Here is a 13,603-nt window from a genome sequence, read left to right as displayed (position 1 = left end):
GATGCTCTAACGGTGCGGGTTCCAGGTAGCCGGTAACCTATTTTAGGGCATAAATAACGGTGCCCGATTACCGGATGGGCCGGAGAATTATTACGCAGGAAAGTAAATAGCAGCCCAAGCCAAAGTAATATTAAGTACCAGCTTTTGTTATAAGGCATAATTAAATTTAACCTTTGTTTAGGCCAATATTGCCGCAAACTTATACAAAGCAGGGTTATTTATCTGCCTGCTACTTCATATGTAGAGTTATTGGGGCTATTAAAATAAAATGGCTTCCCCAAAAATGAGAAAGCCATTTAAACAGTAAGTTAAATAAGGTAGTTTTCTTTATCTGAATATTAAACCAGCGAAAACTAATTTCTATTTAAGCACCACCAGCGAAGCGCCATCGCCACCTCGTTCTACGTGCTCGTTGCTGATACTGGCCACTTCCTTTACACTACGGAGGTAATCCCGGAGTACTTGCTTCAGAATACCGTTACCCCGGCCGTGAATAATTTTAATTTCCGGAATGCCTAGCATTATCGCATCGTCAACAAAAGCCATGAGTTGGGTTAAAGCATCTTCGGCACGTTGGCCCCGCACATCCAGCGTCGGGCTAAAATCTGCCATGCGCTGGGTCAGGTTCATGCCCTGGCGGGATGGTTCCGGCGCTTCTTTCTTCACTTTTGGCAATTGGCCTTCTACCCGCTCCAGGTTTTCGGTTTTTACAATGGTTTTAATATTGCCAAACAGCACTTCGGCCGTTTTACCTTTTAAAGAAACAATTTGCCCCACTGAATCCTGCCCCAAAATGGAAACAAGATCGCCGGGCACCAGTTCGCCTTTAGCCGTACTCAGCTTTTTGGCTGGGCGGTGCTCTACTTTAATTTTTTCCTGTGTAAAGGTTTCCAAAGCTTGCCGGGCCTGCTTGGTTTGCTCTTTATCGGCCTGGCTTTGCCGGATTTGCTGAATCGTAGCTTCTATCTGCTGGTTCGTATCGCGGAGCAGTAACTTGGCTTTTTGCTTGGCTTCCGAAATAATATCGGCTTTGCTTTCTTCCAAGAGCTGCTTCATATCGGAATATTCTTTGGCCGATTGGCGCATTTTCCGCTCCTGGGTGGCTAACTCGCGGTTGCGTTTTTCCACTTCTACTTTCTCGGCTTCCAGTTCTTCGAGTAAGCGATCGTACCGGATTTTATCGCGACCAGCCAAATTGCTGGCCTTATTTACGATGTCCTGCGGCAAACCAATTTTACGGGCAATCTCAATAGCAAAAGAACTACCGGGTTTGCCAATCACCAACTGGTACAAAGGTTTCAGTTCTTTGTGGTCGTAACGCATGGCGCCATTTACAATGCCGGGCGTGCGTTGGGCAAAATTCTTCAGGTTGGTATAGTGGGTAGTAATTACCCCAAACACGCCTTGCTGATTCAGTTTATCCAGCACCGCTTCGGCGATAGCACCTCCCAGTTGTGGCTCGGTACCGGTACCAAACTCATCAATTAAAACCAAACTCTTCCTACCCGCCAATACCACAAATTGCTTCATGTTTTGTAAGTGCGAACTGTAGGTACTCAGGTCATTTTCCAGCGATTGCTCGTCGCCGATATCAATAAAAATATCTTCGAACATACCGGCCTCGGAGCCTTCTGCCACCGGAATAAGCAAACCGCATTGCAGCATATATTGCAGCAAACCTACGGTTTTCAAGGTAACCGATTTACCGCCGGCGTTGGGCCCGGAGATTAACAAAATCCGTTGTTCTTTGTCCAGGGTAAGCGATAAAGGTACTACTTCCCGGCCCTGGCCTTTAAAGTTCAGGTACAACAACGGGTGTCGGGCATCCTGCCATTTTACCGCCGGCGTTTTATGTAAAGTTGGTAAGGTGGCTTCAATCCGCGTGGCATAAATGGCTTTCGCCCGGATATAATCGAGCAGACCTAAATATTGGTAAGCCTTGCGTAAATCTATCACGGCCGGCCGTAACTGGTTGGTTAAAGTCGTCAGAATCCGGATTAATTCGCGGTGATAAGCATTCTCCAGGTCTTTAATGTCGTTGTTTAACTCAAATACGGTATCCGGCTCAATATAAACTGTTTGGCCACTGGTAGATTCATCGTGAATTAAACCTTTCAAGCGCCGTTTATATTCAGCCAGTACAGGTATTACAATGCGGCCGCCCCGCACCGTTGGTTCCGCATCGGAGTTGGTCCAGCCGGAAGCTTTAGCGTGCCGGAGTACCGCCTGAATCTGTTTGCGTAGTAAGGCTTGCTGATGAATTAAGTCGGCTTTGAGGCGGGCCAGTTCCGGCGAAGCATTATCCCGTACGGCTCCGTTATCGTCTACTACCTTATCCATAGCAGCGAGCAAGTGCCGGTCTACCTGAATGGATTCGCCTAGTGCCCGCAGATTAGGGTACAAGGTTTCTTCGGCCTGTGAGAAGAAGGTAAGTGCCTGCCGTATAGTGCGTAAGGACATTTTAATTTCAAAGAAGGCCCTAACTTCCAGAAAAGACCCTTCAATAGCTGCCCGGTTCAGGTGCTCGGTAACATCAAAGTAATGCTGGGTTGGGAAATCTGCGCCGGATACCATTAAGCCCTGAAATTCGTGGGTTTGATGCAGGAGTTTCTGTACCAAATCGTAACGGGTCAGGTATTGCATGCGGTTTACAAAATATTGCCCCAGCGGACTCAGGCAAATCGAAATAAGGCTCTCCCGGATTTGGTTAAAGCCAATTTTATTTTCAAAGTTTTGAGGATATATCAAGGTCTTAATCTTAAATCAATATGCGTAAAAATTGTAGAATATTAGTACGAATGCCAATAGTATGGTATAACAATCCGGAACAAAAATAAATTTAATATTCCGAAAAAATGTCTCGATATTTTAGGGGAAACTTTCTGGTAATATTTACCGGAAATTACTTCTAAGGGTAAATTAATATTTAAATTATTCCTTTTCAATATTCTATTTACTCCCTAGATTATCAGTAGAATAGCTTAAATATTAAAAAGAAAAAATAGAAGGTAAATGGAGGCAAGTTTAAAACTTCTCTTCAATTCCCAATCCAAATAAAGCAAAATCATATTTTACCGGATCCACCGGATCTAACTGCTGCAGGTGTTGGGTAAGCTCCGTAGCCGTTTCCCAGTCGGTTTGGGGGCGGGTTATTAAGCCCAGCTTCCGGGCCACCCGCCCCACGTGCACATCGCAAGGGCAGATTAAATCGGCCGGCTTCATGGTTTTCCAGATGCCAAAATCTACGCCTTGCTCATCCTGCCGTACCATCCAACGCAAATACATATTAATGCGTTTACAAGCCGATTTCCGGGCCGGGGTGGAAATATGTTTCCGGGTACGATTAGGTGCTTCTGGCAGGCTAAAAACCGTATTAAAAAAGTTTTCCAGGCGTTGCTTCTGATCCATAATGGTTCCCTGGGCTGTGAAGGCATCTTCGAGCGTGTCGTGGCTTTGATAGTACTGCCGGAGAAAATGGACCAGGTACAGCAAATCGGTATCGTTAAAAGTGCGGTGCTTGAAACCCATTAAAGCTTTTAAATCCTCGTCCTGGTGCTGCCGGATAAAACTATAAGGCGCATTATCCATGCGGGCCATCAACTCCCGGCATTTTTTTATAATGGTTACCCGCTGGCCCCATGCCAGCATGGCCGCAAAAAGGCCGGCAATTTCAATATCCTGCTTTTGGGTGTAGCTGTGCGGAATAACAATGGGGTCATGGGGAATAAAGGCCGGTTGGTTGTATTTAATAACTCTATCTTCTAGTAAAATTTTAATGGCTGCTTTATTATCCATTGATTTTAAATAGTTTATAAAACAAAACCCACTTGTCCATCCGTTATCGGGCAAGTGGGTTTTGTACTTTTGTTTAACCTTTGCTTAAGGCATATAAGAAACTTCTACCCGGAATCGGTTATCCAGCGAAGCCAGGCGTTGGAAGGCTCTTTTAGATATTTTAACAACCACCCTGTCGTTGTTGCCGGTTTCGGGTAATTTACCAATAACCCGCACGTAAACGCTTTGGCCGTTCATAATATTTTTAACCTGCAGGATGGAGCCAACCGGGGCTGATTTATGCAGGGCCAGGTATTTATTGTTGTTGCTGTTGCCTTCAATCACTTCGGCCAGGCCGCTTTCGGTAACTTTACTTACACTTTCACTTGGCCCGGTACTTTCTTCCCGGTCCAGGGTTTCTTCGGTTTCTCTCCGTACAATGGGCTCCGCCGTTCGCACAGGTTCGGCTGTCCGGACCGGTTCATTGGTTTTAACTACCACCTCCTCGGCCGGCTTTACCGGCGGTTTAGCCGTAGTAACGGTAGCTTTGGGTTTATCGATGGTATCGTCTACTTCGCCTACATACTGGGGGTTGTTATTAGGGGTTGGTTTATTACCCATACCAACAATTAAATCTTCGCCTACCGTTAAGTTATCCGACGTTAAATTATTCCATTTCCGGATATCAGCCATGGTAATATTATACATCCGGGCAATGGAGTACAGCGTTTGCTTGGGTACTACCTGGTGTACCTTGTTGCCCTTGGCGTCGATTACATAGGTATAAGGCGTAGAAGGAGAGGTGTTAGCTTTGGCAATAGGAGGGGCTGCAAGCTCCGGCTTTTTTAGAGGGACTTTACTGGGTATATACACAATTTGCCCAATGGTTAAACCACTCTGAATATTCGGATTGGCGTCTACAATCTGGTTTACCGGTACATTGTATTTCCGGGATAAAGCAAATAAGGTTTCTTTCGGGACTACTTTATGAACCACAAAGTTTTTACCGTTCCTTTTCTCCAAACCAACCGAATCGACCGGCATACTGCCAGCCAGTGCCGCTCCTTTTTGGAGAAAGGTAAAGAGCACCGCTACTAAAAAAGCTTTTTTTAACATAACTCTAAATAATCTAGACCTCGTAACCCAACAAAGTTTTTTTATTTTTTACTAAAATTAATGTATCCTGGAAAATAAAAAAATTATCTGTACCGATTCCGCTTAAATCTTTCCCCAGGTCTACCTGCAGGCAAAGTTCGCCGGTAAGAGAGAACACGGCCAGTTGGTAAGTTTGCAGCTTATTTTCCTGTGGCCGGTAAAACCCCAGCGCCAGCATATTTTTATGTTCTAAATAATCAATGGCGTAAAGGGCATCAAAGCCAGTTTTATTTTGCACAAACAACTTTAAATCAGTGAAATACTTATTTTCGGCCGGGTAGTGCTGCGGTACCATTATGGCCCGGCTTTCTTCTGCGGATAAAGAGGCAGCCTTTTCCGGACAGGCGGCCATACTGCCGGCTTGGCCCATTTCTTCCCCGGTTTCCGGATTTAAACAGATTAACTCTGTACTTTCTCCTGCCGCCGACAGTGCCAGGATAGTGTTGCCGGTTAAACTATGAAAACTAAACTCCGGCTGCTGCCATTTTACCTGTGCGTCGTTTATACTTACTGCGGTTATGCCAACCGACCGGCCTACCCCTTTGGCAGAAACGCCTTGCAGGTACAAAATACCGTTGTGATTGGCGGCTAAATTTTGCCACCAGGCTTTAGCGGGTTTGTAATCCCGCAGGAGCAATTCCCCGGTTTTAGCCCTAAATACACTGAAAGCTGTCTGCAAAGTATCGGCCTCGCGGCATTCCACAGCAATGAGTCCGGCCTTTTCGTCGAATCGTAACTGCCAGACTGGGTACACCCATTCAAGTTCATAGGCCGGGACTAATTTTCCGGTGTTGGTATTTACGCTTTCTCCTGCCGCCTTCATCTGCCTGCAAATTTAAAAAAGATTAACTAGCCGCCCAACTAATTAAAGATTTAGGAAGGAAATACCCTAGATGCTGCTAAAACTACTTAAGTTACTGCTTCGGATAAACAAGCACAAAGATTAAGCCAATAGGTCAGGATAGAGAGCAAAAGAATCAATATCATAAAATAGAGTTCCTAAAGAATGAAATATAATATTCTGCTTTTGAATCAATAGCTGATACTATTTTCTTCTAAAGGGCCTTAGGAAGAAAATGAAGTTTATTAATAAAGAAGTTGCATAAATCAGATTTTCCGGAGTGGTGTTTGCTCCTTGCGGGAGTGTTTGCCCTGCACCATCATAGTCGGAAAACGCCGCAAAGCCAGAATTACCTTGTGTATGGCCTTTAACAGCAGGATATTATTCTGAAAATAGCAAATATAAAGTCCCGGCTTTCCGGTGGATGTTTGTATTTCTAATTTTGAGTTGAGTGTCTGTAGCGCCTTCGGTCCAGGGTAATTATAATAAAGATAATACTACCGGCTGCCAGCGAAATGAGTAAATCCTTAGCCGGTAAGGGTACCAGACCAAAAAAGCTCTTCGTGAAAGGAAGGTAGATTACCGCTATTTGTAATAAAACCGTGCTGGCAACTACTATAGTCATTAAAGGATTGGTAAATAAGGAGAAAGGGGAATGGGCAAAAGAACGCATGGCAGTAGCCTGAAAGACTTGGGCAAAACCGATAGTAGCAAATATCATGGTTTGCCAGGTTAAGTCGTTCGGGTTTTGCGGGTCGTAATAAATTATGGCCATACTAAGGGCAATGGCGCCAATAATAATTCCTACCGTACCAAGCTGCAGGAAATCTTTTTTGCTGAGTGCTTCCTTTTTCGGGTCCCGGGGAGGCCGTTGCATAATACCTTCTTCCGCAGGTTCAGTTCCCAAACCCAGACCTAATAAGCCATCGGTTAGCAAATTAAGCCATAAGAGTTGCAAAGGCTGCAGGGCGATTGTCATACCGAAAAAAGGAGCGAGCAACATGACAAATACTTTACCGATGTTACCGGCCAACGAAAATTTGATGAACCGGCGCAGGTTGGTAAAAATTACCCGGCCTTCTTCCACCGCTGCTACAATCGTAGAGAAATTATCGTCTAACAAAACCATATCGGCGGCTTCTTTGGCTACATCGGTGCCGGTAATTCCCATGGCAACGCCAATGTCGGCTTGTTTTAAGGCCGGGGAGTCGTTTACCCCATCGCCGGTCATGGCTACCACGTTGCCGGTTTTTTGCAGCGCATCCACAATTCTCAATTTATCTTCCGGCGAAACCCGCGCGTAAACGGCCGTTTTAGCAGATAGTGATTGCAAACTGTTTTCGTCCATTTTCTGCAACATGGTGCCTGAAACCGTCTCGGGTTGAGAATCGAACTCCAGGGCTGCGGCAATGGCTGCGGCCGTTAAAGGATGGTCGCCGGTAATCATAACGGGCCGGATGCCCGCTGCTTTACATTTGGCAACGGCAGCTTTTACCTCCAGCCGGGGTGGGTCAATCATACCGGTCAGGCCAATAAAGGTTAACTCTTTCTCCAGGTCTGCATCGTTATCATCCTCGTTCAGTATCCGGAAGGCGAAACCCAATACCCGGATTCCCTGCTGCGCTAAACGGATATTGGCTTGTTTAATTCTTTCTTTCCATTCTTCCGTCATAGGTACGCGGGTATTATTCACCCAAACCGAATCTGACACGCTAAAAACCGAATCCGGCGCACCTTTGGTAAATACTACCTGCGAAGTGTTTTGCACAAAGCGCAGGTAATCGGGCAAATTACCCGTAGCCTGGTGAATGGTAGACATTCTTTTTCGATCACTGTCGAAAGGAATTTCATTAATCCGCGGAAACGTCTGATACAGGTCTTGTTTGTAAATATTCCTTTGCGCCCCAGCCACCAACAAAGCAGTTTCGGTGGGGTCGCCCAAAATCTTTTCGGAACCGGCGTTATCTGCGTCTAATTCCAGCGTAGCATCGTTGCACAAAACTGAAGCAGCGAGTATAAAATCGAGGGTGCTAGCTGTTTGCGCATTATCTATTTCCGGACCAGTTTCTTTAAATTCTACGGTGTGTTCCGGCAAATCTACGACCGTTACGGTCATTTTATTTTGGGTAAGGGTGCCGGTTTTGTCGGAGCAGATAACGGTAACCGACCCAAGTGTTTCCACAGCCGGTAGTTTTCGAATTAAAGCATTGCGTTTCAGCATTCTCTGACTCCCAATAGCCAGGGTAATGGTTACCACCGCGGGTAATCCTTCCGGAATTACCGCTACCGCTACGCTTACAGCCGTCAGGAACATATCAGTCCAGGCTTTTCCTTGCATAATCCCGGCCGCAAATATGATGGCCGCAGCAATTATTCCCACTAAAGCCAAAAGCTTTCCAAGTTTGCCCAGTTTTTCCTGCAGTGGTGTTTTGGAAGTACCCACGGCGCCAATCAGGTTCGCAATTTTTCCTAACTCGGTGGCCATGCCAGTAGCTACCGTAATGCCGGTGCCCCGGCCGTAAGTAACAATTGTACCCATATAGGCCATATTCAGGCGGTCGCCCAGCGGCAGGTCTTCTTTCGTTAAGGGCTCCGTAATTTTCTCTATCGGCTCCGACTCCCCGGTTAAGGCGGCTTCCTGTATTTTCAGATTAAAAGATTCCAGCAGGCGTAAATCTGCCGGAATAACATTCCCGGCTTCAAACTCAACTATATCGCCGGGTACCAGCTCATTGGCGGGCAGTTCTCTTACCACCCCGTTCCGGCGTACCCTTACCGTTGGCACCACCATTTGATTAAGGGCAGCCATGGCATTTTCGGCCCGGTATTCCTGAAAGAAACCGAGGAAACCAAACAACAGCACAATAGCTAAAATAGCAATAGCTTCGGTAGTCTTGCCCAGGAAAGCAGATAGCACAGCGGCGGCAATTAATATCAGTACCATTACCTCGGTAAACTGCTGCAGGAGTATTTTAAACGGACTCCTACGCTTTTTATCTGCCAGCTTATTGGCCCCGTATTTTTGCATACGAAGCCTGGCTTCTTCCTCCGAAAGGCCCTTCGCGGAAGAATTAAGCTCGCCTAAAAGCGCATCAATTGTACTGGTATACCAACTTTCCATGGTTTAATTAATTAAATCAATTATAAACAGAACCTAATGTTTGGCCGATAAGCTGCTAATGCACCTGGCCACGCAACAAACATTGCGAATATTACCTGCCTAACATCAAAATAAATTAAGTTAGATAAAACAGGTTTTGTTTGGATATTTATAAATAAATAATGCCCAGGATCCGGAAAAATAAAAGTACTGGGAATTTCGGGATAACAGGCTCCCGTTTACATAAAGCTTTAATTACTATTTATTACGCCAAATAGATGCTGTTTTGCTCGTATATTTAGGATAGCCTGCAAATTTCCCTGTTTTCAGATTGAAATTTCCTTCGTTGTCTAAATACGGTTATTCAAATTTAACCGGACTGAAGTTTCTTTAATTGGAATGCTTGCCGCAATAGTCAGAACAGCGTGTTTACTCTACTTTAGAAAATACAGCCGCGTTACTACTCAAAATAGAAAGATGAATTCTATTACGCAAACCGTCCTGTAAAAGCTTTGGAAAAAGACCGCTGCGCTGCAGGTGGTGCCGGTTCATTGGTCAGAGAAACAGAAGAACGGGTAATTAATTGTTTTTGTAATTGATAAACAATATCTTAATAAGACTATTTCATTTTTGAACTTGAAAATCCTTTTATGGCACATCGTGTTTTAATAACGGCGGGCGCTACAGGCATTGGCAGGGAAATAGCAATAGCTTTTGCAAATAACGGCGCCCAAGTATTTGTTTGTGACATTGATGCCGAAGCACCGGACAGGGCAGCAAAGGAAGTGCCGGGGCTGATTACTAAAGTTTGTGATGTATTGAACCGCAAGCAAGTTGAAGAAATGTTATGTATACGCCGGATGGCTAAATGTCGGCGCAACTGATGCATCCTGACCAGAAGAATTTTGAATCAGGGGATTGGTATGATGGCACCAATGCCGAATATAAACAGGAAGCCTCTACTTATATTGCCTTTTCCGGGCCATATCAGGTAGATGAAAATAAGCATACACTTACCCACTCTATGTTTGTTTCCTTTTCCGATCTAGACCGGTCAAACCCGACCCCAGGTAGTCGGGCGGCGGTTATTAATAAAAGAATAATAGGGCATGACCGCGAATAGCAGGTTAAAACCAAAAGCTTCCAAAATGATTTCATAAACATTAATTATAAAGATAAAGTACCATGATGCTCGATTGGAATGAATACCAGAAACAAATAGCCACTAACAATGCACAAATCGGCAGAATCAATCATGAAATTCTGAAAGGATACCGTGGCCTGAGCCAAGCGGGGGAAAGCACCAATTTGTTGGGTGGGAAGGTGCGGGAACTGATTGCCTTGGCGGTTGCAGTTACCCGGCAGTGCGATGGTTGTATTATCACCCATACCGATGCCGCCATAAAACAAGGCGCAACTAAAGAAGAAATTGTAGAAGCATTGAGCGTGGCCGTTGCGGTGAACGCTGGCGCCGCCTTAATTTTTTCTTCCAGGGTGATGGATGCTTTTAATGCGAAGACAGCGGAAGATAAATAAATATTGTCTAAAGAAATTTTTACACCTCGTCTATATCAAGTTTCAATGGAACATCAATCTACTACCTATACCTGTCCCATGCATCCGGAAATAATACGGGAGGGGCCGGGCAAATGTCCCCAATGCGGAATGGACCTGGTACCGGTACAATTGGCTGAAAATCACAAAAGTCAGGTGGAACATCATGCCCGGCATGCTGCCGCCGCGACCGGGCATCATGCACATGCAGAACATGCAGGACATGGTGGTTACGATAAACACGCGGGTCATCATACCCATGATTTTCTGAAACGGTTTTGGGTCTGCCTCATTATAACCGTTCCCATTCTGCTGTTGTCGCACATGATACAAACCTGGTTTGGGTTTGAACTTAGGTTCGCCGGAGATAAATATGTGCTGCTTTTGTTAAGTACGTTTGTTTATCTATACGGAGGTGCTCCTTTCTTACAAGGCATGATTGGTGAAATAAAGGGAAAGGCCATTGGTATGATGACACTGGTAGCCGTTGCCATTACCGTAGCTTATATCTACAGTGCAGCCGTTGTGTTTGGCTTGGCAGGCATGGATTTTTTCTGGGAACTGGCTACTTTAATTGATATTATGCTGCTGGGGCATTGGCTGGAAATGCGTTCGCAAATGGCCGCTTCCCGGGCTTTGGAAAGTTTAGTGGAATTACTGCCCGCAACTGTACACATTGAACGATCCGGCGGTTTTGTGGAGGTTAGCCTGCAAGAGTTGCATCATGGCGATATAGCCTTAATAAAACCAGGAGAAAAAATTCCGGCCGATGGTATGGTAGTGGACGGAAGCTCTTACGTAAACGAAAGTATGCTGACCGGCGAAAGCGTACCCGTAAAAAAAGAAAAAGAGCAGAAAGTAATTGGTGGCTCTATTAACGGTGACGGCTCGCTGAAAATAAAAGTAACAGGGACCGGAAACGACAGTTACCTCAACCGGGTTATTACCCTCGTTACATCGGCCCAGGCGTCAAAATCAAAAACGCAAAATCTGGCAGATACCGTAGCTAAATGGCTTACCATTATTGCCCTGGTAACAGGAGTTACCACCTTTTTTGTCTGGTATGCCAATCATGACATGGCTTTTGCCTTGGAGCGAATGGTAACGGTGATGGTTACGGCCTGTCCGCATGCCCTGGGGGTGGCCATTCCCCTGGTTATTGCCATTTCTACCAGTTTATCGGCTACCCATGGCCTGCTTATCCGCAACCGTACTGCCTTTGAATCGGCCAGGAACCTAAATACCATCATCTTCGACAAAACAGGCACCCTTACCAAAGGCACCCATGAAGTACAAAAGATTATTTCACTGGACGAAAATTATACAGATAACGATATACTTAAATATGCCGCTTCGGTGCAGCAAGCTTCCGAACACCATATTGCCCATGGAATATTAAAAAAATTGAAAGAAAAGACCGAACAACCCTGGCCGGTTAATAATTTTGAGTATATGCCCGGCATGGGCGTAAGCGGCACTGTAAACGGGAAAAAAGTGGTATCTGCCGGTCCTAACTATTTTGCACAAAATAGCATTTCTTTACCTCCGCTTCCCGCTTCTATTGACAAGGCAACCGAAACTATCAATTATTTGCTGATTGATAACCAGGTTGTGGGAATTTTTACCCTGGCCGATGCCATCCGGGAATCGGCGTTGGAGGCAATTCATGATTTAAAGAAAATGGGTATAAAATCGTACCTGCTCACCGGTGATAATGAAAATATTGCCAAAGCAGTGGCCGATACGTTACACATGGATGGCTATTTTGCCAACGTGCTTCCCCACGATAAACTCGAAAAGATAAAATCTTTTCAGCAAAAGGGAGAACGGGTAGCCATGACGGGAGATGGCGTGAACGATGCCCCGGCACTGGCACAGGCCGATGTGGGCATAGCCGTAGGTTCTGGTACTGACGTCGCCGCCGAGACCGCCGATATTATTTTAGTAAACAGCGATCCCAGAGACGTGGTTGGGATGATTGCCTTTGCGAAAGCTACCTACCGAAAGATGATTCAGAACCTGGCTTGGGCTGTGGGTTACAACGTTATTGCTATACCGCTGGCAGCCGGGGTGTTGTACCCCAAATTTATGCTTAGCCCGGCTATGGGCGCTGTGCTGATGTCGTTGAGTACCGTAATTGTAGCCATCAATGCGCAGACCTTAAAAAAAGCATTAAAATAAATTTTAAATATTTAATATCAATCCACGTTAACTTTAAACCAGCCAACTAAATAAAACGATGGAACCATATGTAACGCTTTCCGAAACCATGAATGAACTGCGCAAGCAGGGTTATACCGAAGATTTTAACTTACGTCAGAATTGCCTGGAGTGTCGTGACGGCCAGTTTAAAGTTTTTGCAGATGAATTTAAGGTAGATAATTATTACCGGTTTGAAGGAGAAAGCAATCCTTCGGATGCGGCAATACTTTACGCAATTTCTTCTGACCGATATGGGGTAAAAGGGGTACTGGTGAATGCTTATGGTATTTACAGCGAGCCGGTAGCGGATGAGATGATGGAAAAATTGCAAATACGAAGCTAAAAGGCCATGTATGAACTATTCTTTCAGAAATTTAACGAGATTGTTCCGCTTATGCCGGAAGAGCAGGACCTTATTAAAAGTTACCTGACTCCTAAAAAGATACGCAAAAAGCAATACCTTTTACAGGGAGGCGATGTTTGCAAATTCATAGCCTTTGTAGAGAAAGGCGCATTACGGTCTTTTTCGATTAACGATAAAGATGAGGAACACATTATTCAGTTTGCGCTGGAGGGTTGGCTCATTGCAGACCTTTATAGCTTTTTAACTGGTGAACCGGCTAATTACAACATTGAAGCGCTGGAAAATTCCGAACTGGTATTAATCAGCAAACCAGCACACGAAGAACTATTGAAAGGATTACCAAAATACGAAACCTATACCCGCCTGCAACTCACCGGCGCCTACATCGCCATGCAACGAAGGCTAACCTCTATTATTAGCTTGCCGCTAGAAGAACGCTACGCCAGCTTTACCGCCCTTTATCCGGATATTGTGCAGCGGGTGCCGCAGCACATGATTGCCTCTTATATGGGACTTACCCCGGAAACCCTAAGCCGGGTCAGGAAGAGGATTTCAAGTAAATGACCAACCTCAATTAAAATAACTAACAGCCTTTTTTTGCTAAGTAGTTTTA

11 protein-coding genes are annotated in these 13,603 nt (G+C 45.2%); 6 read left to right on the top strand and 5 right to left on the bottom strand.

Annotated elements, in window-relative coordinates; genetic code table 11:
• Nucleotides 1–360: 360 nt before the first annotated feature.
• The 5 genes from AAE02nite_RS09065 to AAE02nite_RS09045 form a co-directional block, all read right to left on the bottom strand.
• Complete coding sequence (locus tag AAE02nite_RS09065) at nucleotides 361–2,748, bottom strand: endonuclease MutS2 (protein WP_146897392.1); 2,388 nt, start codon at nucleotides 2,746–2,748, stop codon at nucleotides 361–363.
• A 276-nt stretch (nucleotides 2,749–3,024) separates the two neighbouring features.
• Nucleotides 3,025–3,795, bottom strand: coding sequence for a TIGR02757 family protein (locus AAE02nite_RS09060; RefSeq protein WP_146897390.1), 771 nt, complete (start codon nucleotides 3,793–3,795; stop codon nucleotides 3,025–3,027).
• Between the two features lie 84 nt (nucleotides 3,796–3,879).
• Nucleotides 3,880–4,890, bottom strand: coding sequence for a LysM peptidoglycan-binding domain-containing protein (locus AAE02nite_RS09055; RefSeq protein ID WP_246150910.1), 1,011 nt, complete (start codon nucleotides 4,888–4,890; stop codon nucleotides 3,880–3,882).
• 13 nt (nucleotides 4,891–4,903) lie between these two features.
• Entirely contained in the window at nucleotides 4,904–5,752 is an 849-nt protein-coding gene (locus AAE02nite_RS09050) for a DUF4905 domain-containing protein (RefSeq protein ID WP_146897388.1), read from the bottom strand.
• A 454-nt stretch (nucleotides 5,753–6,206) separates the two neighbouring features.
• The gene (locus AAE02nite_RS09045; protein ID WP_146897386.1) at nucleotides 6,207–8,891 is read right to left on the bottom strand and encodes a cation-translocating P-type ATPase; all 2,685 of its coding nucleotides are present in this window, start codon (nucleotides 8,889–8,891) and stop codon (nucleotides 6,207–6,209) included.
• A gap of 629 nt (nucleotides 8,892–9,520) precedes the next feature.
• Between AAE02nite_RS09045 and AAE02nite_RS09040 the strand changes: the two genes are divergently transcribed.
• The 6 genes from AAE02nite_RS09040 to AAE02nite_RS09015 all read left to right on the top strand — a co-directional run bounded on the left by AAE02nite_RS09040 (nucleotide 9,521) and on the right by AAE02nite_RS09015 (nucleotide 13,554).
• Nucleotides 9,521–9,754, top strand: a complete 234-nt coding sequence (locus tag AAE02nite_RS09040; protein WP_146897384.1) for an SDR family NAD(P)-dependent oxidoreductase — start codon at nucleotides 9,521–9,523, stop codon at nucleotides 9,752–9,754.
• Nucleotides 9,739–9,993: a lipocalin-like domain-containing protein gene (locus AAE02nite_RS09035; protein ID WP_146897382.1), complete on the top strand. Its 255-nt coding sequence runs from the start codon at nucleotides 9,739–9,741 to the stop codon at nucleotides 9,991–9,993. The genes AAE02nite_RS09040 and AAE02nite_RS09035 overlap by 16 nt, the downstream gene beginning before the upstream one ends.
• 62 nt (nucleotides 9,994–10,055) lie before the next feature.
• Nucleotides 10,056–10,406 (top strand): carboxymuconolactone decarboxylase family protein, encoded by a 351-nt coding sequence (locus tag AAE02nite_RS09030; protein ID WP_218033458.1) that lies wholly within the window; start codon nucleotides 10,056–10,058, stop codon nucleotides 10,404–10,406.
• Nucleotides 10,407–10,451: 45 nt separating this feature from the next.
• Nucleotides 10,452–12,605, top strand: a complete 2,154-nt coding sequence (locus AAE02nite_RS09025) for a heavy metal translocating P-type ATPase (protein ID WP_218033457.1) — start codon at nucleotides 10,452–10,454, stop codon at nucleotides 12,603–12,605.
• A gap of 58 nt (nucleotides 12,606–12,663) precedes the next feature.
• On the top strand, nucleotides 12,664–12,969 hold the full coding sequence (locus AAE02nite_RS09020) for a phosphoribosylpyrophosphate synthetase (RefSeq protein ID WP_146897380.1): 306 nt from the start codon (nucleotides 12,664–12,666) through the stop codon (nucleotides 12,967–12,969).
• Nucleotides 12,970–12,975: 6 nt separating this feature from the next.
• Entirely contained in the window at nucleotides 12,976–13,554 is a 579-nt protein-coding gene (locus AAE02nite_RS09015) for a Crp/Fnr family transcriptional regulator (RefSeq protein WP_146897378.1), read from the top strand.
• Nucleotides 13,555–13,603 lie beyond the last annotated feature (49 nt).

It is taken from the genome of Adhaeribacter aerolatus (assembly GCF_007991635.1).
Lineage (GTDB): Bacteria > Bacteroidota > Bacteroidia > Cytophagales > Hymenobacteraceae > Adhaeribacter > Adhaeribacter aerolatus.
Note: the sequence above shows the minus strand (reverse complement) of the source record. Positions and strands in the feature narration are given on the sequence as shown.

Bases quoted from the DNA above. Each gene is read 5' to 3' on its own strand.
- AAE02nite_RS09045 (WP_146897386.1), bottom strand. From the start codon at position 8,891: ATGGAAAGTTGGTATACCAGTACAATTGATGCGCTTTTAGGCGAGCTT.
- AAE02nite_RS09025 (WP_218033457.1), top strand. From the start codon at position 10,452: ATGGAACATCAATCTACTACCTATACCTGTCCCATGCATCCGGAAATA.
- AAE02nite_RS09055 (WP_246150910.1), bottom strand. From the start codon at position 4,890: ATGTTAAAAAAAGCTTTTTTAGTAGCGGTGCTCTTTACCTTTCTCCAA.
- AAE02nite_RS09020 (WP_146897380.1), top strand. From the start codon at position 12,664: ATGGAACCATATGTAACGCTTTCCGAAACCATGAATGAACTGCGCAAG.
- AAE02nite_RS09040 (WP_146897384.1), top strand. From the start codon at position 9,521: ATGGCACATCGTGTTTTAATAACGGCGGGCGCTACAGGCATTGGCAGG.
- AAE02nite_RS09030 (WP_218033458.1), top strand. From the start codon at position 10,056: ATGATGCTCGATTGGAATGAATACCAGAAACAAATAGCCACTAACAAT.
- AAE02nite_RS09015 (WP_146897378.1), top strand. From the start codon at position 12,976: ATGTATGAACTATTCTTTCAGAAATTTAACGAGATTGTTCCGCTTATG.
- AAE02nite_RS09050 (WP_146897388.1), bottom strand. From the start codon at position 5,752: ATGAAGGCGGCAGGAGAAAGCGTAAATACCAACACCGGAAAATTAGTC.
- AAE02nite_RS09060 (WP_146897390.1), bottom strand. From the start codon at position 3,795: ATGGATAATAAAGCAGCCATTAAAATTTTACTAGAAGATAGAGTTATT.
- AAE02nite_RS09035 (WP_146897382.1), top strand. From the start codon at position 9,739: ATGTCGGCGCAACTGATGCATCCTGACCAGAAGAATTTTGAATCAGGG.